Source organism: Enterobacter cloacae complex sp. IR5418 (assembly GCF_049238105.1).
Classification (GTDB): domain Bacteria; phylum Pseudomonadota; class Gammaproteobacteria; order Enterobacterales; family Enterobacteriaceae; genus Enterobacter; species Enterobacter hormaechei.
In genome coordinates, this window is sequence record NZ_JBMKHS010000003.1 from 230,860 (window position 1) to 249,418 (window position 18,559).

The window sequence follows — 18,559 nt, forward strand, 5'->3', positions numbered from 1 at the left end:
TAATGATATGCGCCGATGCTACAATGTACGCCGATTAATGTTAACCCTCTGGAGCCGTAAGTGTCCTCTTTGCCCGTTGCCGTCGTCCTTCCTGAGCTTCTCGCCGCCTTAGCACATGCACCGCAGGTTTTGCTCAGCGCGCCCACGGGAGCGGGTAAATCCACCTGGTTGCCCCTGCAAATTCTGCGCGCGGGGAACATCAGCGGGAAAATTATCCTGCTGGAGCCGCGCAGGCTGGCGGCGCGCAATGTGGCGCAGCGCTTGGCGGAACTGCTGAATGAAAAACCGGGCGAGACGGTAGGGTACCGGATGCGCGCAGACACCTGCGTTGGCCCGTCCACGCGGCTGGAGGTGGTAACTGAAGGCATTCTCACCCGTATGCTGCAAAACGATCCGGAGCTGACCGGCGTCGGGCTGGTGATCCTTGATGAATTTCACGAGCGTAGCCTCCAGGCCGATCTGGCGTTGGCGCTGCTGCTCGACGTTCAGCAGGGGCTGCGTGACGACCTTCGGCTGCTGATCATGTCGGCGACGCTGGATAACGAGCGGCTCCGGCAGACGCTCCCTGACGCGCCGATGATCTCCTCTGAAGGGCGTGCATTCCCGGTCGAGCGCCGCTACCAGCCGCTTCCTGCCCATCAGCGCTTTGACGAAGCCGTTGCCACCGCCACCGCCGAATTACTTCGTCAGGAACCCGGCTCGCTGCTGCTGTTTTTACCCGGCGTAGGCGAAATCCAGCGCGTACAGGAGCAACTGTCATCCCGGGTGAACAGTGACGTTATGCTGTGCCCGCTCTACGGTGCGCTGCCGTTGGCCGAACAGCGCAAGGCGATCCTTCCCGCACCGGCGGGGCAGCGCAAAGTGGTGCTGGCGACCAATATCGCGGAAACCAGTTTGACCATCGAAGGTATTCGTCTGGTGGTGGACAGTACGCAGGAGAGGGTGGCCAGTTTTGATCCGCGTACCGGGTTGACCAGGCTGCTGACGCAGCGCATCAGCCAGGCCTCGATGGTGCAGCGAGCAGGGCGAGCAGGGCGTCTTGAACCGGGTATTTGCCTGCATTTAACCAGCGCCGAGCAGGCGGAGCGTGCGGCATTGCAGAGCACGCCAGAGATTTTACAAAGCGATCTCTCCGGGCTGGTGATGGATCTGATGCAGTGGGGCTGCCCGGACCCTGACCAGCTCACCTGGCTTAATCCTCCGCCTGTCGTGAACCTCGCCGCCGCACGCACCTTGCTGACCCAGCTTGGCGCGCTGGAAGGCGAGCGTCTGACGGCGCGCGGCCAGAAAATGGCGGCACTGGGCAACGATCCGCGTCTGGCGGCGATGCTGGTGGCCGCGCAGGGCGAAGATGAAATTGCCACGGCGGCAAAACTGGCGGCTATTCTTGAGGAGCCGCCGCGCGGTGGCAGCAGCGATCTGGGGCAGGCCTTTTCACGCAACCAGGGAAACTGGCAACAACGGGCGCAGCAGCTGTGTAAACGCCTGAATTGCCGGGGCGGTTCACCTGACAGCGATAAAATTTTCCCTCTGCTGGCACAGGCCTTCCCGGACAGGATTGCGCGCCGTCGCGGGCTGGATGGTCGTTATCAGCTGGCAAACGGGATGGGCGCGATGCTGGACAGCGACGATGCGCTGACGCGACATGAGTGGCTGATTGCCCCTCTGCTGTTACAGGGCAGCCACTCCCCGGATGCGCGCATCTTGCAGGCGATAGCCGTGGATATTGACGCCCTGACGCGCGCCTGCCCGCAGTTGCTTCAGCAATCGGACATCGTGGAGTGGGACGATGCCCAGGGAACGCTGAAGGCGTTTCGTCGTCGTCAGATTGGTAAACTGACGCTCGGGACGAAACCGCTGGCGAAGCCGTCGGAAGAAGAGTTACACCAGGCGATGCTGAACGGCATTCGGGAAAAAGGGCTGAGCGTACTGAACTGGACGCCGGAGGCCGAACAGTATCGCATTCGCCTGCACTGTGCCGCGAAGTGGCTGCCGGAACAGGGGTGGCCGACGGTGGATGATGAGACGCTGCTCGCGACGCTGGAACAGTGGCTACTGCCGCAGATGAGCGGCGTACACTCGCTGCGTGCTCTTAAGGCGCTTGATGTTAAGGCAGCGTTACAGAATTTACTGGACTGGTCGTTACGTCAACGTCTGGATAGTGAACTGCCTGGGCATTACACTGTGCCAACCGGAAGCCGGATTGCCATTCGTTATCATGAGGATAATCCGCCCGCGCTGGCGGTTCGGATGCAGGAGATGTTTGGTGAGGCCACCACGCCGTCCATTGCTGAAGGGCGTGTGCCGTTAGTGCTTGAGCTGCTTTCGCCTGCGCATCGTCCATTGCAGATCACCCGCGATCTCGGGGCGTTCTGGGCGGGGAGCTATCGTGAAGTGCAGAAAGAGATGAAAGGGCGCTATCCCAAACACGTCTGGCCGGACGATCCGGCGAATACCGCGCCGACACGGCGCACGAAGAAATATTCGTGAAAGAGGGGAGTGCGGCCTGATGCCCTCACCCCGGCCCTCTCCCACGGGGAGAGGGAGAAACACACTTTGAGAGATTTCTTCTTTCACTGACCTGTGCAGGATAAGAAAATCTGGCCTTTGCGCCTGAATGTTGCGGAGAAAAAGCATGGCGGGGAATGACCGCGAGCCAATAGGACGTAAGGGAAAGCCAACGCGTCCGGCGAAAGAAAAGGTAAGCCGTCGTCGCCTCAGAGATGAGGAGTATGACGATGACTATGAAGACGATTATGAGGATGAAGAACCGATGCCGCGTAAAGGGAAAGGCAAAGGGCGTAAGCCTCGTGGTAAGCGCGGCTGGTTCTGGCTGTTGCTGAAGCTGTTCATTGTTTTTGTTGTTCTGATTGCGATTTACGGCGTTTATCTGGATCAGAAGATCCGCAGCCGTATCGACGGGAAAGTGTGGCAATTGCCTGCGGCAGTGTATGGCCGCATGGTGAACCTTGAGCCGGACATGTCCATCAGCAAGAACGAGATGGTGAAGCTGCTGCAAGCCACGCAGTATCGGCAGGTCACGAAAATGACCCGTCCGGGCGAATTTACCGTCCAGGCGAAAAGCATTGAGATGATCCGCCGTCCGTTCGACTTCCCGGACAGCAAAGAGGGGCAGGTGCGCGCGCGTCTGACCTTTGATGGCGATCGTCTGGAAACCATTGAGAACATGGATAACGATCGCCAGTTCGGTTTCTTCCGTCTCGATCCGCGTCTCATCACCATGCTGTCGTCTGCAAACGGCGAACAGCGCCTGTTCGTGGCGCGTAACGGCTTCCCGGATCTGCTGGTGGATACCCTGCTGGCAACCGAGGATCGCCACTTCTACGAGCACGACGGTATTAGCCTCTACTCCATTGGTCGTGCGGTGCTGGCGAACCTGACCGCCGGACGTACGGTGCAGGGCGCGAGTACGCTCACCCAGCAGCTGGTGAAAAACTTGTTCCTCTCCAGCGAACGCTCTTACTGGCGTAAAGCCAACGAAGCGTACATGGCCGTGCTGATGGATGCGCGCTACAGCAAGGATCGTATCCTTGAGCTGTACATGAATGAGGTGTACCTCGGTCAGAGCGGTGATAACGAGATCCGCGGCTTCCCGCTGGCGAGCCTGTACTACTTTGGCCGTCCGGTGGAAGAGCTGAGTCTCGACCAGCAGGCACTGCTGGTGGGCATGGTGAAAGGCGCGTCGATCTACAACCCGTGGCGTAACCCGAAACTGGCGCTGGAGCGTCGTAACCTGGTGCTGCGTCTGCTGCAACAACAGCAGGTAATTGACCAGGAGCTGTACGACATGCTGAGCGCGCGTCCGCTGGGCGTTCAGCCGCGCGGTGGGGTGATCTCTCCGCAGCCTGCGTTTATGCAGATGGTGCGTCAGGAGTTGCAGTCGAAGCTCGGGGATAAAGTTAAAGATCTCTCCGGCGTGAAGATCTTCACTACCTTTGATTCCGTGGCGCAGGATGCGGCAGAAAAAGCGGCGGTAGAAGGCATTCCGGTTCTGAAGAAGCAGCGTAAGCTGAGCGATCTGGAAACCGCGATGGTGGTGGTTGACCGCAACACCGGCGAAGTTCGCGCGATGGTGGGCGGTGCCGAGCCGCAGTATGCGGGCTATAACCGCGCGATGCAGGCGCGTCGTTCAATTGGTTCTCTGGCAAAACCGGCAACGTATCTGACCGCGCTGAGCCAGCCGAATCTTTACCGCCTGAACACCTGGATTGCCGATGCGCCTATCTCCCTGCGCCAGCCTAACGGCCAGGTATGGTCTCCGCAGAACGATGACAGACAGTTCAGCGGTCAGGTGATGCTGGTGGATGCGTTAACCCGCTCGATGAACGTGCCTACGGTGAACCTCGGGATGGCGCTGGGTCTGCCCGCCATCACCGATACCTGGCAGAAGCTGGGCGTGCCGAAAGATCAGCTGCACCCTGTGCCAGCCATGATCCTGGGGGCGCTTAACCTGACGCCAATCGAAGTGGCCCAGGCGTTCCAGACCATCGCCAGCGGCGGTAACCGTGCGCCGCTTTCCGCCCTGCGTTCGGTGATTGCCGAAGATGGCTCCGTGTTGTATCAAAGCTTCCCGCAGGCTGAACGTGCCGTTCCGGCGCAGGCGGCTTACATGACGCTGTGGACCATGCGGCAGGTTGTCCAGCGTGGTACGGGCCGTCAGCTGGGGGCGAAATATCCTAGCCTGCATCTGGCGGGGAAAACCGGGACCACCAACAACAACGTGGATACCTGGTTTGCCGGTATTGATGGTCGTGAAGTGGTCATCACCTGGGTAGGCCGCGATAACAACCAGCCGACCAGACTGTATGGTGCAAGCGGCGCGATGTCGATTTACCAGCGCTACCTCGCGAATCAGTCTCCGGTGCCGCTGAACCTCGTTGCGCCGGAAGATATCGTCGATATGGGCGTGGACAGCTCGGGTAACTTCATTTGCGGCGGTGGTGTACGTTCGCTGCCGGTCTGGACGACCAATCCGGATGCGCTGTGCCAGCAAAGCCAGCCTGAGCAGCCAACGGGCAATCCGTTTGACCAGTCTTCTCAGCCGCAGCAGCAACAGCAACAGCAACAGCCGCAGGAAGAGAAGAAGGACAGCGACGGCGTCGCTGGCTGGATCAAGGATATGTTCGGCGGGAACTGACACATACCCCCTTCTGCGGAAGGGGGTATTTTTTTACCTCAGCAACTCATTTTCTTAACCCCGTTTTCAATCCTGATTAACGACCTATTTTCCGTTGATTATTTCTTAAACCCTTAATTCTTGTAGGGCCGCATATCGCTTGCTATGCCGTCAGCGTTTCGCATATTATTCTGCGGTCATAATAATAATTCTCGTTTACGTTATCATTCACCTTTTCCATCAGAGATCCATCATGGCGCTTTCCAATACTGCTCAGCCAATTAACACGTCGCTGCGTAAACTCGCAGCCGTCGTAGCCACAGCGGTTGCCGGCATGTCTGCTTATGCACAGGCCGCTGAAACCCCCAACAAAGAAGAAACTATCACCGTGACTGCCGCACCGGCAGCGCAGGAAAGTGCCTGGGGTCCTGCACCGACCATTGCGGCAAAACGTACCGCAACGGCGACGAAAACCGATACGCCGATCGAGAAAACCCCGCAGTCTATTTCCGTGGTCACACGTGAAGAGATGGACATGAAACAGCCGGGGACGGTGAAACAGGCGCTGGCCTATACCCCAAGCGTGTTCGCAACGCGCGGCGCATCAACAACGTACGATGTGGTTTCGATTCGTGGTTTCACGACCTCCAGCACCGTGAATACCAACCAGTATCTGGATGGTATGAAGTTGCAGGGTGACAACTACTCGGAAGCGTCCATGGATCCGTACTTCCTTGAGCGCGTAGAGCTGCTGCGTGGCCCGACGTCCGTACTGTATGGCAAAAGCCATCCGGGCGGCGTAGTGAGTATGGTCAGCAAGCGTCCTACCACGGAACCGTTGAAAGAAATTCAGTTCAAAATGGGGACGGATAACCTCTGGCAGACTGGGTTTGATTTCAGCGACGCGATTGACGATGACGGCGTGTGGTCCTACCGTCTGACCGGCCTGGGCCGCAGCGAGAACGCGCAGCAGGAAATGGTGAAGTCTACTCGTTACGCGATTGCACCGTCTTTCAGCTGGCGTCCTGATGATAAAACCGATTTCACTTTCCTGAGCAACTTCCAGAGCGATCCGGATGCAGGCTACTACGGCTGGCTGCCGCGTGAAGGTACCGTTGTGCCTTACTATGATGCAGCCGGAAAGGCGCACAAGCTGCCGACCGATTTTAACGAAGGCGATGAAGACAATAAGATCTCCCGTCGTCAGAAAATGGTGGGTTACAGCTTCGCGCATGAATTCAACGACACCTTCACCGTGCGTCAGAACCTGCGTTACACCAAAATCAACACGCTTTACCGTTCAGTGTACGGTAACGGCTATATCGCCCCGGCCCAGATCAGCCGGGCGTACGTGCGCTCAGATGAAGATCTCAACTCGTTCACCGTTGATACACAGCTCCAGTCGAAATTCGCGACCGGCGCCGTTGACCATACGCTGCTGACGGGCGTGGATTACCTTCGTATGCGCAATGACATCGATGCTGACTACGGTACTGCCGATCCGATCAGTATGAACAATCCGCAGCACGGCAATGCGAACGTCAATGTGAACTTCCCGTATGCCATGCTCAATCGCCAGGAGCAGACCGGGCTTTATGCGCAGGATCAGGCGGAATGGGATAAGTGGGTACTCACCCTGGGTGGCCGCTATGACTTTGCGAAAACGTCTGCCTTTAACCGTAATAACGGCACCACCGCGGAAATTAACGATCAGGCGTTCACCTGGCGCGGGGGCATTAACTACCTGTTCGACAACGGGATTACCCCATACTTCAGCTACAGTGAATCCTTCGAACCGCTCTCTGGTACCACCCAGGGCGGCAAACCGTTCGATCCGGCGCGCGGCAAGCAGTATGAAGCAGGCGTGAAGTATGTTCCGAAAGATCTGCCTGTTGTGGTGACGGCAGCGGTATACCAGCTGACCAAGAACAACAACCTGACTGCCGATCCGGCGAACCCGACCAGCGGCTTTAGCGTGCAGGGCGGTGAAATTCGCTCCCGTGGCTTTGAGCTGGAAGCGAAAGCGGCGGTGTCGGCTAACGTGAACGTGACGGCGGCTTACAGCTATACCGATGCGGAATATACCCACGATACCTGGTATGAAGGCCGTCGTCCGGCGGAAGTACCGCGTAATATGGCATCCCTGTGGGCGGACTACACCTTCCACGAGACGGCGCTGAGTGGCCTGACCGTCGGTGCGGGTGCGCGTTACATCGGAAACACGGTGACGTACTACTCCGCAGCGTCGCCTAAAGCCTATGAGTCCTTTAACGTCGCGGGTTATGCCCTGGCGGATGCGACCGTGAAATACGATCTGGCGCGCTTCGGTCTGCCGGGCTCTTCCGTCGGCGTCAACGTGAACAACATCTTTGACCGGGAATACGTCTCCAGCTGCTACAGCGAGTATGCATGCTACTGGGGAGCAGGACGCCAGGTTGTTGCCACGGCGACCTTCCGCTTCTAACCTCTTTATGGGCACGGTTCGCCGTGCCCTTTTTATTTAAGTTGGCTGACATGCAGGATAATAAAACGCAATCCGACTCCACCTTCACGCTCAACAATCTCTCCTTTCGCGTACCCGGGCGCACCTTGCTGCATCCGCTCTCTTTGACGTTTCCCGCAGGTAAAGTGACCGGTTTAATCGGGCACAATGGTTCCGGTAAATCGACGTTATTGAAGATGCTGGGCCGCCATCAGCCGCCGTCCGAGGGTGACATTCTGCTGGATGACCAGCCGCTGGCGAGCTGGAGCAGCAAGGCCTTTGCCCGCAAGGTGGCCTATCTGCCGCAGCAGTTACCGCAGGCGGAGGGCATGACGGTGCGCGAGCTGGTGGCGATTGGACGTTATCCGTGGCACGGTGCACTCGGGCGTTTTGGCGTCGCTGACAGAGAGAAAGTGGAAGAGGCGATCGCGCTGGTTGGGTTAAAACCGCTGGCGCACCGTCTGGTGGATAGCCTGTCCGGTGGCGAGCGTCAGCGCGCGTGGATCGCGATGCTGGTGGCACAGGACAGCCGCTGCCTGCTGCTCGACGAACCCACGTCGGCGCTGGACATTGCGCATCAGGTCGACGTCCTGGCGCTGGTGCATCGCTTAAGCCAACAGCGTGGCCTGACGGTGATTGCCGTTCTGCATGATATCAATATGGCGGCGCGCTATTGCGACTATCTGGTGGCGCTGCGCGGCGGTGAAATGATCGCTCAGGGCACGCCTGCCGAACTGATGCGCAGCGAAACGCTGGAGCATATCTACGGCATTCCTATGGGCATCCTGCCTCACCCGGCCGGGGCTGCACCCGTGAGCTTTGTCTACTGATGCTGGATTCAACATTCATTAGTCGCCGTCGCCTGCTGACGGCCATGGCGCTCTCACCGCTGCTGTTAAAGATGGGCCAGGCCCGCGCTGCCGCTATCGATCCGCACCGCATCGTGGCGCTGGAGTGGTTGCCCGTCGAACTGATGATGGCGCTGGGCGTGACGCCTTACGGCGTGGCCGATATTCCCAACTACACCCTGTGGGTGAATGAGCCAAAACTGCCGGACTCCGTCATCGACATCGGTCTGCGTACGGAGCCGAACCTTGAGCTTCTCACTCAGATGAAACCGTCTTATTTATTCTGGTCTGCGGGGTATGGCCCGTCGGAAGAGACCATGGCGAAGATTGCGCCCGGACGGGGCTTTTCCTTTAGCGACGGTAAAAAGCCGCTGACCATGGCCAAAAATTCCATCCACGAGATGGCGCAGTTCCTCAACCGTGAGGCTGAAGCGAAAAAACACCTCGATGAATTTGATGCGCTGATTAGTTCCCTTAAGCCGCGCTTTGCCCACCGTGGCGATCGGCCTTTGCTGATGGTGACCCTGCTGGATGCCCGCCATATGCTGGTTTTTGGAAATAACTGTCTGTTCCAGGAAGTGCTCGACAGCTTTGGCATTCGTAATGCCTGGGAAGGCGAGATGACGTTCTGGGGCAGTACCGCCGTAGGTATTGACCGCCTGGCGGCATTTCGTGATGTCGATGTTCTGTGCTTTGACCACGGCAATGAGCGCGAAATGCAGACCCTGATGGCGACCCCGCTCTGGCAGGCAATGCCGTTCGTGCGCGAGCGGCGCTTCCTGCGCGCGCCAGCGGTATGGTTTTACGGTGCGACGCTGTCGGCCATGCATTTTGCTCGCGTGCTGGACAATGCACTGGGAGGCAAGGCATGAGCACGCGGATGGCCCGTTTCCCGATGTTACTGTTGGCGCTCATTTTTCTGGCGGCCCTGGCGTTAACCGGCTTTAACCTGACCACGGCGTTACCCCGGGATCAGTGGGTAGCCGCGTTTGCCGCGCCGGATATCGATAATATTCAGCAAATGCTGTTCCACTACAGCCTGCTGCCGCGTCTGGCTATCTCTCTGCTGGTCGGGGCGGGGCTGGGGCTGGTGGGCGTACTGTTTCAGCAGGTGCTGCGTAACCCGCTGGCGGAGCCAACCACGCTGGGCGTGGCGACGGGGGCTCAGCTGGGGATCACCATCACCACTCTCTGGACCCTGCCGGGCGCATTAACCTCGCAGTTTGCCGCGCTGGCAGGCGCATGCGTGGTCGGTGCGCTGGTCTTTGGCGTGGCCTGGGGAAAACGTCTCTCGCCGGTCACGCTGATCCTCGCGGGGCTGGTCGTCAGCCTCTACTGCGGGGCGATCAACCAGCTGCTGGTGCTGTTTCACCACGACCAGCTGCAAAGCATGTTTATGTGGAGTACCGGCACGCTCACCCAGACCGACTGGAGTATCGTCCAGCGCCTGTGGCCGCAGCTGTTCGGCGGCGTGGTGCTGACGCTGCTGCTGCTGCGTCCGCTCACGCTGATGGGCCTGGATGACGGTGTGGCGCGCAATCTGGGGCTGGCGCTGTCGCTGGCGCGTCTGGCGGCCCTGACCCTGGCGATTGTGCTAAGCGCGTTACTGGTTAACGCCGTCGGCATTATCGGGTTTATCGGCCTGTTTGCGCCGTTGCTGGCAAAAATGCTCGGCGCACGCCGTCTGCTGGCGCGTCTGATGCTGGCCCCGCTGATTGGCGCGCTCATCCTCTGGCTTTCCGATCAACTCATTCTCTGGCTGGCGCGCGTCTGGATGGAAGTCTCCACCGGCTCGGTGACCGCCCTGATCGGCGCGCCGCTGCTGCTGTGGCTGCTGCCGCGCCTGCGCAGCATTAGCGCCCCGGCAATGGATGCCGGAGATAAAGTACATGCCGAGCGCCAGTCGGTGGTGTGGTTCAGCCTTGCCGGGCTTGTGGTGTTGATTATCGCCTCGTTTGCCGCACTTTCACTGGGACGCGACGCCACGGGCTGGCACTGGGCGACGGGGGATTTGCTGCATGAACTCATGCAGTGGCGCTGGCCGCGGATCTTCTCCGCGCTGATTGCGGGCGTCATGCTGGCGGTGGCGGGCTGTATAATCCAGCGTCTCACCGGCAACCCGATGGCAAGCCCGGAAGTATTAGGGATCAGTTCCGGGGCCGCGTTTGGCGTAGTGTTGATGCTGTTCCTCGTGCCGGGGAATGCGTTCGGCTGGCTGATGCCTGCCGGCAGCATCGGTGCGGCAGTCACGCTGATGATTATTCTGATCGCTTCCGGGCGAGGGGGGTTCTCACCTCACCGCATGCTGCTGGCCGGGATGGCGCTCAGCACCGCGTTTACCATGCTGCTGATGATGTTGCAGGCGAGCGGCGATCCGCGCATGGCGCAGATCCTGACCTGGATTTCCGGTTCAACATACAACGCCACCGGCAGTCAGGTGGTGCATACCGGGATCGTGATGATCGTGCTGCTGGCGATTGTGCCGCTGTGTCGTCGCTGGATGACTATTCTGCCGCTGGGTGGGGACACTGCACGCGCGGTCGGGGTGGCGCTGACGCCAACGCGTATCGCCCTGTTGCTGCTGGCCGCGTGCCTGACGGCGACGGCCACCATGACTATCGGCCCGCTCAGTTTTGTCGGATTAATGGCGCCGCATATCGCCCGTATGATGGGCTTTCGCAGGACTTTGCCGCATATCGTGATCTCAGCGCTGACGGGTGGGGTGATCCTGGTCTTTGCTGACTGGTGTGGAAGGATGGTGCTGTTCCCGTATCAGATCCCGGCGGGCCTGCTGTCGACCTTTATTGGCGCGCCGTACTTTATTTATCTGTTGAGAAAGCAGAGTCGGTAATGCCCTCTCCTGTGGGAGAGGGAGAACACCCAACCCGTAGGCCCGGTAAGCGCAGCGCCACCGGGCGATTTGCAGGCGACTCAGAGCTTCGCGAACACCTTACGCGCTGCGTCGATGGTGTTATTGATATCTTCTTCGCTGTGCGCTACGGACATAAAGCCCGCTTCAAACGCTGACGGCGCCAGGTACACGCCTTCTTCCAGCATCAGGTGGAAGAAGCGTTTGAAGCGTTCCACGTCGCACTTCACCACGTCCTGATAGCAGGTCACGGTTTTTGCATCGGTGAAGAAAATCCCGAACATCCCGCCCACGTGGTTTACCACCAGCGGAATCCCCGCGTCTTCTGCGGCTTCCAGCAGACCGTTTGCCAGCTGCGTCGTCCGGTCCGTCAGGGTTTCATGGATACCCGGCTGTGCCACTTCGGTCAGGCAGGCAAAGCCCGCCGCCATCGCAATAGGGTTACCGGAGAGCGTGCCCGCCTGGTAAACCGGACCGGTTGGAGCCAGGGCTTCCATCACGTCCTTACGACCACCAAACGCGCCGACAGGCATGCCGCCGCCGATGATTTTACCGAGGCAGGTCAGATCCGGCTCCACGCCGTAGTATGACTGCGCCCCCGCCAGCGCCACGCGGAAACCGGTCATCACTTCGTCGATAATCAGCAGCGCGCCGAACTCATCGCACAGCGCGCGCAGGCCCGGCAGGAAATCCGGCTGCGGTGGAATGCAGTTCATGTTGCCCGCCACCGGTTCAACGATGATGCAGGCAATCTCCTGCGGATACTGCTCGAACGCCGCACGAACGGTGTTCAGATCGTTGTAAGTGCAGGTCAGGGTGTGCTTCGCGAAATCCGCAGGTACGCCAGGCGAGTTTGGCTGACCGAGGGTCAGCGCGCCGGAACCGGCTTTCACCAGCAGGCAGTCGGCGTGACCGTGATAACAACCCTCGAACTTGATGATCTTGTCACGGCCGGTAAAACCGCGTGCCAGACGGATAGCGCTCATGGTCGCTTCGGTACCGGAGTTCACCATACGCACCATGTCCATCGTTGGCACCAGCTCGGTGACCAGCTCCGCCATTTTGACTTCCATCTCGGTTGGCGCGCCGAAGCTCAGGCCGCGCTGAGCGGCTTCAATCACCGCGTTGCGGATCGCCGGGTGGTTATGCCCCAGTACCATCGGGCCCCAGGAGCCGACATAATCGACATAGGCTTTGCCATCCACATCATACAGATATGCGCCATCCGCACGTTCGATAAACAGCGGGGTGCCACCCACGCCGGTAAAGGCGCGCACAGGTGAGTTCACGCCGCCTGGGATAAGCTCGCGGGCTGCGCTGTAGAGGTTTTCAGACTTGCTCATGGCGTCGTTCCTGGTTCGTAGAAATAAGTTAAGGCAGCTATTCTAAGTGATTCGGAAGAGGTTATAAAATTTTTGCCCCTCAGAAGGCTTAACAATTGTTAAGTATTTTTCAGAGGACGAGGGGATTGTCTCTGGTAGAATCCCTGCGGCCTTTTGTATGACGAAACAGAACAGGTAATGAACGAGAACACGCCTTCATTTGAACAACAACAATTTACGCGCGCGAAGCACCGGGTCAGTATCCGACGGCTGCTCAACCGTGACAAAACCCCGTTAGCCATTCTGCTGGCAGCCGCCGTGGTCGGTACGCTGGCTGGGCTGGTGGGTGTCGCGTTCGAGAAAGCGGTCAATGCGGTACTCAACTGGCGCATTGGTACCGTCGCCAGCTTTGCCGATCGGGAATGGCTGGTCTGGGTGCTGGCCTTTGGACTTTCAGCGCTGTTTGCCATGGTGGGGTATTTTCTGGTGCGTAAATTCGCGCCCGAAGCTGGCGGCTCGGGGATCCCTGAAATTGAGGGGGCGCTGGAGGAGCTGCGTCCGGTCCGCTGGTGGCGGGTGCTCCCGGTAAAATTTATCGGTGGCATGGGGACGCTCGGGGCGGGCATGGTGCTCGGACGGGAAGGGCCGACGGTACAGCTGGGCGGCAACGTCGGACGCATGGTTGGCGATCTGTTCCGCATGCGCAGCGCTGAAGCGCGCCATACGCTGCTGGCGACGGGGGCCGCGGCGGGGCTGTCGGCGGCGTTTAACGCACCGCTGGCGGGGATACTGTTTATCATCGAAGAGATGCGCGCTCAGTTCCGCTACAACCTTATCTCCATTAAAGCGGTGTTTACCGGCGTGATTATGTCGAGCATCGTCTTTCGCATCGTCAACGGCGAAGGCGCGGTGATTGAGGTAGGCAAGCTGACCAACGCGCCGGTCAATACCCTGTGGCTGTATCTGGTGCTGGGGATGATTTTTGGCATCGTCGGCCCGCTGTTCAATACCCTGATTTTACGTGCGCAGGATATGTTTCAGCGCATCCACGGCGGCAATACCACCAAATGGGTGCTGGTGGGCGGCCTGCTCGGCGGCGTGTGCGGCATCCTCGGTTTTATCGAACCGAATGCGGCGGGCGGCGGTTTCGGTCTGATTCCCATTGCCGCGGCGGGGAATTTCAGCGTAGGCCTGCTGCTGTTTATGTTTATTTCTCGCGTCATCACCACCGTATTATGCTTCTCCTCCGGCGCACCGGGCGGCATTTTTGCCCCAATGCTGGCGCTGGGTACGCTGCTGGGCACGGCGTTCGGGATGGCGGCGGCGGCAGGCTTCCCGGCCTACCATCTGGATGCGGGGACGTTTGCGGTTGCGGGAATGGGGGCGCTGCTGGCGGCCTCCCTGCGCGCGCCGCTGACCGGGATCGTGCTGGTGCTGGAAATGACCGACAATTACCAGCTCATTTTGCCAATGATCATTACCTGTCTCGGCGCGACACTATTAGCCCAATTCCTGGGTGGAAAACCGCTATACTCCACCATTCTTGCGCGTACCTTGGCGAAACAGGAAGCTGAGCAGGCCCTGAAGCAGAATACTTGAATGAATTACCAGGGTATTAGATAATGACAACAAGAATTGGGTGATTTTTGCCCAATAGCAGTCGCAGTATTCATGGGAGCATAAGATGAGTGATGACGTAGCGTTGCCGCTGGAATTTACAGAAGCAGCAGCGAAAAAAGTGAAAACCCTGATTGCCGACGAGGACAATCCGGATCTGAAACTGCGTGTTTATATTACCGGTGGCGGCTGTAGTGGCTTCCAGTATGGTTTTACCTTTGACGACCAGGTCAACGATGGTGATATGACTATCGAGAAACAGGGCGTCGCGCTGGTGGTTGACCCGATGAGCCTGCAATATCTTGTAGGCGGTTCAGTGGACTACACTGAAGGTCTGGAAGGTTCTCGCTTTGTGGTGACTAACCCGAATGCGACCAGCACCTGCGGGTGTGGTTCTTCGTTCAGTATTTAAGCCTGAATGCAGATTGTAGGCCCGGTAAGCGCAGCGCTACCGGGCCTATAAACGACACCTATCTTGAATTCTCATCCAGCGCAAACGTCGGCAGCTTCAGATGCCAGCGTATCGCCGCTAAACGTATCGCCAGCGTCACCACCATCCCCAGCATCGCCGCATTCTCCAGCGGGACAGCAAAGGTGTAATACGCCGTGGCGTGAACAATCCCCCCGATGATACAGGCCGTCGCGTAGATTTCCGTTCGCAGGATCATCGGGACTTCTCGCGCCAGTATGTCGCGAATGATCCCTCCGCCCACGCCGGTCAACACGCCCATGCAGATTGCCACCAGCGGGCCAGTCCCGGCATTAAAGGCTTTATTCACGCCTATCCCCACAAAGACCGCCAGACCGACGGCATCCAGCACCGGCAATATCCATTTTGGTAGTCTGCGAGGCTGACGAACCAGCACGATGGTTAACAGACAGGTGACCATCGCCACCACCAGATCCGTGGGATCTTTTACCCAGAATACCGGGCCGTTTGCCAGCGCCATATCGCGGATCGTTCCGCCTCCCACCGCCGTAACGACGCCGAGCACCAGGACGCCAAACGGATCCATGCGTAGTTTTCCGGCAAGCAAAACGCCGGAGATAGCAAAAACGGCTGTGCCAAGAATATCCAGCCAATACACGAGCATCGTTAAATCCTCGAAGGGGGTATTTATCTGTTTGAGTGACTCTCTGCCAGTTTGGCACAGAGTTGTTTTGCGGCGAGGATAATACGCGGGCTGGCGCGTTCAAACCAGTCGCTGTTGAGTGCGATGACCGGAATTTTAAGCTGCTGATGCCAGAATTGTTCTATTTTAGGAATCTCGCTCGCATTTCCGACCACCACGATGGCCTGCGGTTGTCGCGCCAGAACCTGCTCACGGCTGACCTGCGGCCAGGGGATACGGCTTTCGGCAAAGATGTTCTCACCCCCACAGGTCTCAAGCACCTGATTCTGGATCGAACCTTTCCCGGTAGTGAACAGCGGCTGGCTGCCAAATTGCAGAAAAACGCGTTGTTTCGGTTGCGTGCCGTACCGGGTTTTTAGCGCAGCATAGTCGTTGAGCATCTGCTGTGCAGCCTGCACGGCGCGTTGTGGGGTAGGGCTGAAGGGCGCGAGGTCGCGAAGGGCCTGCGCGACCTGTTCGATGCTCACCGCGTCCACCCATTTCACCGTTATTCCCAGCGACGAGAGCTGATTTACCTGCCGTTCGGCATTACCGCCGCGCCAGGCGAGGACCAGATCGGGCTTCAGCGCCACGATGCGTTCCAGATTCATTCCCTGCCAGGTGGCAACCTGTTCGATGTGGGTGGCCTGAGGGGGATAATCGGAAAAGCTGCTCACCGCAACGGGCGTGATCCCGGCGGCAAACGCCAGTTCCGTATTGGCAGGGGAGAGAGTGATCACCCGCGGCGCGGCGATGAGCCAGGCCGGGGCGAGCAGAAGCAGGGCGGCCAGCGCCCTGAACGACAACTTACCCACGCGCCAGTTTCTGCACCAGGGTTTCCACCATCACGGTGGACTGTTTGGCCGCCACGGCCAGGAATTCGTCGAAGCTGATGTGGGACTGCTGGTCCGCCACGTCAGAAATCGCGCGAACGACCACGAACGGCACGCTGAAGTTATGGCACACGTGTGCAATGGCCGTGGCTTCCATCTCAACGGCGACAGCCTGCGGGAAGTTATGACGGATTTTCGCCAGACCAACAGAGCCGTTGATAAAGGCATCGCCGCTGACGATCAGGCCACGCACCGCATTGAGGTTAAGCTCGTTAATGCAGCTTTCAGCGGCGGCAATCAGCTTATCATCCGCTTTAAACCCGGCCGGGCAGCCCGGAAGCTGACCATATTCGTAGCCGAATGCGGTGACATCTGCATCGTGGTAACGCGCTTCGTCGGAAACCACGATATCACCCACTTTCAGCGTCGGTGCCAGCCCGCCCGCAGAACCCGTATTAATGATAACGTCAGGCTTGCAGCGCTCAAGCAGGAGGGTCGCGCCCAGTGCAGCTGCAACTTTACCGATGCCTGATTTCAGCAGAGCCACGTCAACGCCGTTCAACTGGCCGGTATAGATTTCACAGCCACCGAGGGAGAGGGTCTGACGGTTCTCAATTTTGTCACGCAGCAGCGTAACTTCTTCTTCCATTGCACCAATAATGCCGATTTTCATAGATTTACTCGCGATGTGCCTTGTTAAGATGCATAGTCTATCATGCGGTTAAGGGGAAACGCATTCTCACGCGGGGGAGCACATGTCACCAATCGATTTTCGCACCAAAATTAACTGGCACCGACGTTACCGTTCGCCGCAGGGCGAAAAGAATGAACATGAAATCCTGCGTATTTTCGAGAGCGATCGCGGACGCATCATCAACTCGCCCGCCATCCGTCGGTTACAGCAAAAAACCCAGGTGTTCCCGCTGGAGCGTAACGCCGCGGTGCGTACGCGGTTAACGCACTCCATGGAAGTGCAGCAGGTGGGGCGCTACATTGCAAAAGAGATCCTCAGCCGCCTTAAAGAGCAACGTCTGCTCGACACCTACGGGCTGGATGAACTGACCGGGCCTTTCGAAAGTATCGTTGAGATGGCCTGCCTGATGCACGATATCGGCAATCCTCCCTTTGGTCACTTCGGCGAGGCCGCCATCAACGACTGGTTTAAACAGCGGCTTTTTCCCTCTGACGCCATAAGCCAGCCGCTCAGCGACGACCGCTGTGTGGTACGCGATTTATGCCTGCGTGAAGGTGAAGATAGCCTGAACGATCTGCGCCGTAAGGTGCGTCAGGATCTGTGCCATTTCGAAGGTAACGCGCAGGGGATCCGCCTGGTGCACTCCCTGATGCGCATGAATCTGACCTGGGCGCAGGTGGGCTGTATTCTTAAATATACGCGTCCCGCATGGTGGACCGGAGAAACGCCCGCCACCCATAGCTACCTGATGAAAAAACCGGGCTATTACCTATCAGAAGAAGGGTACATCGCGCGGTTGCGTAAAGAACTTTCCCTGACGCCCAATGGCCGTTTTCCATTGACGTGGATTATGGAGGCCGCTGACGACATTTCTTATTGCGTGGCCGATCTGGAAGACGCAGTGGAAAAAAGAATATTCAGCGTCGAGGAACTGTACCAGCATCTTCATGATGCCTGGGGAGAGCATGAAAAAGGTTCTCTGTTTGCGCAGGTCGTCGAGAATGCCTGGGATAAATCGCGTTCAAATTCGCTAAGTCGTAGTACCGAAGACCAGTTCTTTATGTATTTGCGGGTCAACACGCTGAATAAACTGGTGCCGTATGCGGCTGCCCGTTTCATTGATAATTTGCCGATGATATTTAGCGGGGAATTTAATCATGCCCTGCTGGAAGATGAGAGCAGTTTTAGTCAGCTGCTTGAATTATATAAAAACGTGGCCGTTCGCCACGTTTTCAGTCACCCGGATGTCGAACAGCTGGAGCTGCAAGGATACCGGGTTATCAGCGGGTTGCTGGAAATTTATGGCCCGCTGCTCCAGCTGACGGTCGATGAGTTTAGCGAGCTGGTCGAAAATGAACGTGTTCGCCGCCTGCCGATTGAATCGCGTCTCTATCAGAAGCTTTCAACCCGCCACCGGCTGGCATACATTGAAGCCGTCAGTAAAATAGATCGCCATTCTTCCCAATGGCCAGTTCTGGAATATTATTATCGCTGTCGTCTTATCCAGGACTATATCAGTGGAATGACAGATTTGTATGCCTGGGATGAATACCGCAAGCTTATGGCCGTTGAATAAGCCATGAGTTTTGTAAAGACGACCAATAAATTTTTACTTTTTCCATAAACTTATTCCCGGAACTAAGCG

Annotated in this window: 13 protein-coding genes; 9 read left to right on the plus strand and 4 right to left on the minus strand. The window is 58.1% G+C overall.

The window, feature by feature from the left end; genetic code table 11:
- The first annotated feature begins 60 nt into the window (after positions 1-60).
- The 6 genes from hrpB to fhuB all read left to right on the plus strand — a co-directional run bounded on the left by hrpB (position 61) and on the right by fhuB (position 11,318).
- On the plus strand, positions 61-2,490 hold the full coding sequence (gene hrpB / locus ACOTX7_RS04375) for an ATP-dependent helicase HrpB (RefSeq protein ID WP_221256937.1): 2,430 nt from the start codon (positions 61-63) through the stop codon (positions 2,488-2,490).
- Positions 2,491-2,635: 145 nt separating this feature from the next.
- Positions 2,636-5,158 (plus strand): bifunctional glycosyl transferase/transpeptidase, encoded by a 2,523-nt coding sequence (gene mrcB / locus ACOTX7_RS04380; protein ID WP_421626051.1) that lies wholly within the window; start codon positions 2,636-2,638, stop codon positions 5,156-5,158.
- A gap of 232 nt (positions 5,159-5,390) precedes the next feature.
- Positions 5,391-7,601 (plus strand): ferrichrome porin FhuA, encoded by a 2,211-nt coding sequence (gene fhuA, locus ACOTX7_RS04385; RefSeq protein WP_006810058.1) that lies wholly within the window; start codon positions 5,391-5,393, stop codon positions 7,599-7,601.
- 50 nt (positions 7,602-7,651) lie between these two features.
- On the plus strand, positions 7,652-8,449 hold the full coding sequence (gene fhuC / locus ACOTX7_RS04390; protein WP_003856242.1) for a Fe3+-hydroxamate ABC transporter ATP-binding protein FhuC: 798 nt from the start codon (positions 7,652-7,654) through the stop codon (positions 8,447-8,449).
- Positions 8,449-9,339 carry a Fe(3+)-hydroxamate ABC transporter substrate-binding protein FhuD gene (gene fhuD, locus ACOTX7_RS04395; protein WP_205922238.1) on the plus strand — a complete coding sequence of 297 codons (891 nt, stop codon included), beginning with the start codon at positions 8,449-8,451 and terminating at the stop codon, positions 9,337-9,339. Before fhuC ends, fhuD begins: the two co-directional genes overlap by 1 nt.
- Positions 9,336-11,318 carry a Fe(3+)-hydroxamate ABC transporter permease FhuB gene (fhuB, locus tag ACOTX7_RS04400; RefSeq protein WP_047353529.1) on the plus strand — a complete coding sequence of 661 codons (1,983 nt, stop codon included), beginning with the start codon at positions 9,336-9,338 and terminating at the stop codon, positions 11,316-11,318. Before fhuD ends, fhuB begins: the two co-directional genes overlap by 4 nt.
- 80 nt (positions 11,319-11,398) lie before the next feature.
- Here the strand turns inward: fhuB and hemL are convergent, their stop codons facing one another.
- Positions 11,399-12,679 (minus strand): glutamate-1-semialdehyde 2,1-aminomutase, encoded by a 1,281-nt coding sequence (hemL, locus tag ACOTX7_RS04405; protein ID WP_205924850.1) that lies wholly within the window; start codon positions 12,677-12,679, stop codon positions 11,399-11,401.
- A 177-nt stretch (positions 12,680-12,856) separates the two neighbouring features.
- Here hemL and clcA point away from each other — a divergent pair, with 177 nt between their 5' ends.
- Both clcA and erpA read left to right on the plus strand, forming a co-directional pair.
- Entirely contained in the window at positions 12,857-14,257 is a 1,401-nt protein-coding gene (gene clcA / locus ACOTX7_RS04410) for a H(+)/Cl(-) exchange transporter ClcA (RefSeq protein ID WP_006810053.1), read from the plus strand.
- Positions 14,258-14,342: 85 nt separating this feature from the next.
- Positions 14,343-14,687, plus strand: a complete 345-nt coding sequence (gene erpA / locus ACOTX7_RS04415) for an iron-sulfur cluster insertion protein ErpA (protein ID WP_003856230.1) — start codon at positions 14,343-14,345, stop codon at positions 14,685-14,687.
- A gap of 58 nt (positions 14,688-14,745) precedes the next feature.
- Here erpA and ACOTX7_RS04420 read toward each other — a convergent pair whose 3' ends face one another.
- The 3 genes from ACOTX7_RS04420 to mtnN are packed head-to-tail and all read right to left on the minus strand — an operon-like array spanning position 14,746 to position 16,893.
- The gene (locus tag ACOTX7_RS04420; protein ID WP_006810052.1) at positions 14,746-15,369 is read right to left on the minus strand and encodes a TRIC cation channel family protein; all 624 of its coding nucleotides are present in this window, start codon (positions 15,367-15,369) and stop codon (positions 14,746-14,748) included.
- Positions 15,370-15,392: 23 nt separating this feature from the next.
- Positions 15,393-16,202, minus strand: coding sequence for a vitamin B12 ABC transporter substrate-binding protein BtuF (gene btuF / locus ACOTX7_RS04425; RefSeq protein ID WP_221256939.1), 810 nt, complete (start codon positions 16,200-16,202; stop codon positions 15,393-15,395).
- On the minus strand, positions 16,195-16,893 hold the full coding sequence (gene mtnN / locus ACOTX7_RS04430) for a 5'-methylthioadenosine/S-adenosylhomocysteine nucleosidase (RefSeq protein ID WP_003856223.1): 699 nt from the start codon (positions 16,891-16,893) through the stop codon (positions 16,195-16,197). The genes btuF and mtnN overlap by 8 nt, the downstream gene beginning before the upstream one ends.
- A gap of 82 nt (positions 16,894-16,975) precedes the next feature.
- Here mtnN and dgt point away from each other — a divergent pair, with 82 nt between their 5' ends.
- A complete protein-coding gene (dgt, locus tag ACOTX7_RS04435; protein ID WP_006810050.1) occupies positions 16,976-18,490 on the plus strand; it encodes a dGTPase in 1,515 nt (504 codons plus the stop codon).
- Positions 18,491-18,559: the final 69 nt, after the last annotated feature.

Bases quoted from the DNA above. Each gene is read 5' to 3' on its own strand.
- fhuC (WP_003856242.1), top strand. From the start codon at position 7,652: ATGCAGGATAATAAAACGCAATCCGACTCCACCTTCACGCTCAACAAT.
- fhuA (WP_006810058.1), top strand. From the start codon at position 5,391: ATGGCGCTTTCCAATACTGCTCAGCCAATTAACACGTCGCTGCGTAAA.
- fhuD (WP_205922238.1), top strand. From the start codon at position 8,449: ATGCTGGATTCAACATTCATTAGTCGCCGTCGCCTGCTGACGGCCATG.
- dgt (WP_006810050.1), top strand. From the start codon at position 16,976: ATGTCACCAATCGATTTTCGCACCAAAATTAACTGGCACCGACGTTAC.
- erpA (WP_003856230.1), top strand. From the start codon at position 14,343: ATGAGTGATGACGTAGCGTTGCCGCTGGAATTTACAGAAGCAGCAGCG.
- mrcB (WP_421626051.1), top strand. From the start codon at position 2,636: ATGGCGGGGAATGACCGCGAGCCAATAGGACGTAAGGGAAAGCCAACG.
- clcA (WP_006810053.1), top strand. From the start codon at position 12,857: ATGAACGAGAACACGCCTTCATTTGAACAACAACAATTTACGCGCGCG.
- fhuB (WP_047353529.1), top strand. From the start codon at position 9,336: ATGAGCACGCGGATGGCCCGTTTCCCGATGTTACTGTTGGCGCTCATT.
- hemL (WP_205924850.1), bottom strand. From the start codon at position 12,679: ATGAGCAAGTCTGAAAACCTCTACAGCGCAGCCCGCGAGCTTATCCCA.
- mtnN (WP_003856223.1), bottom strand. From the start codon at position 16,893: ATGAAAATCGGCATTATTGGTGCAATGGAAGAAGAAGTTACGCTGCTG.
- ACOTX7_RS04420 (WP_006810052.1), bottom strand. From the start codon at position 15,369: ATGCTCGTGTATTGGCTGGATATTCTTGGCACAGCCGTTTTTGCTATC.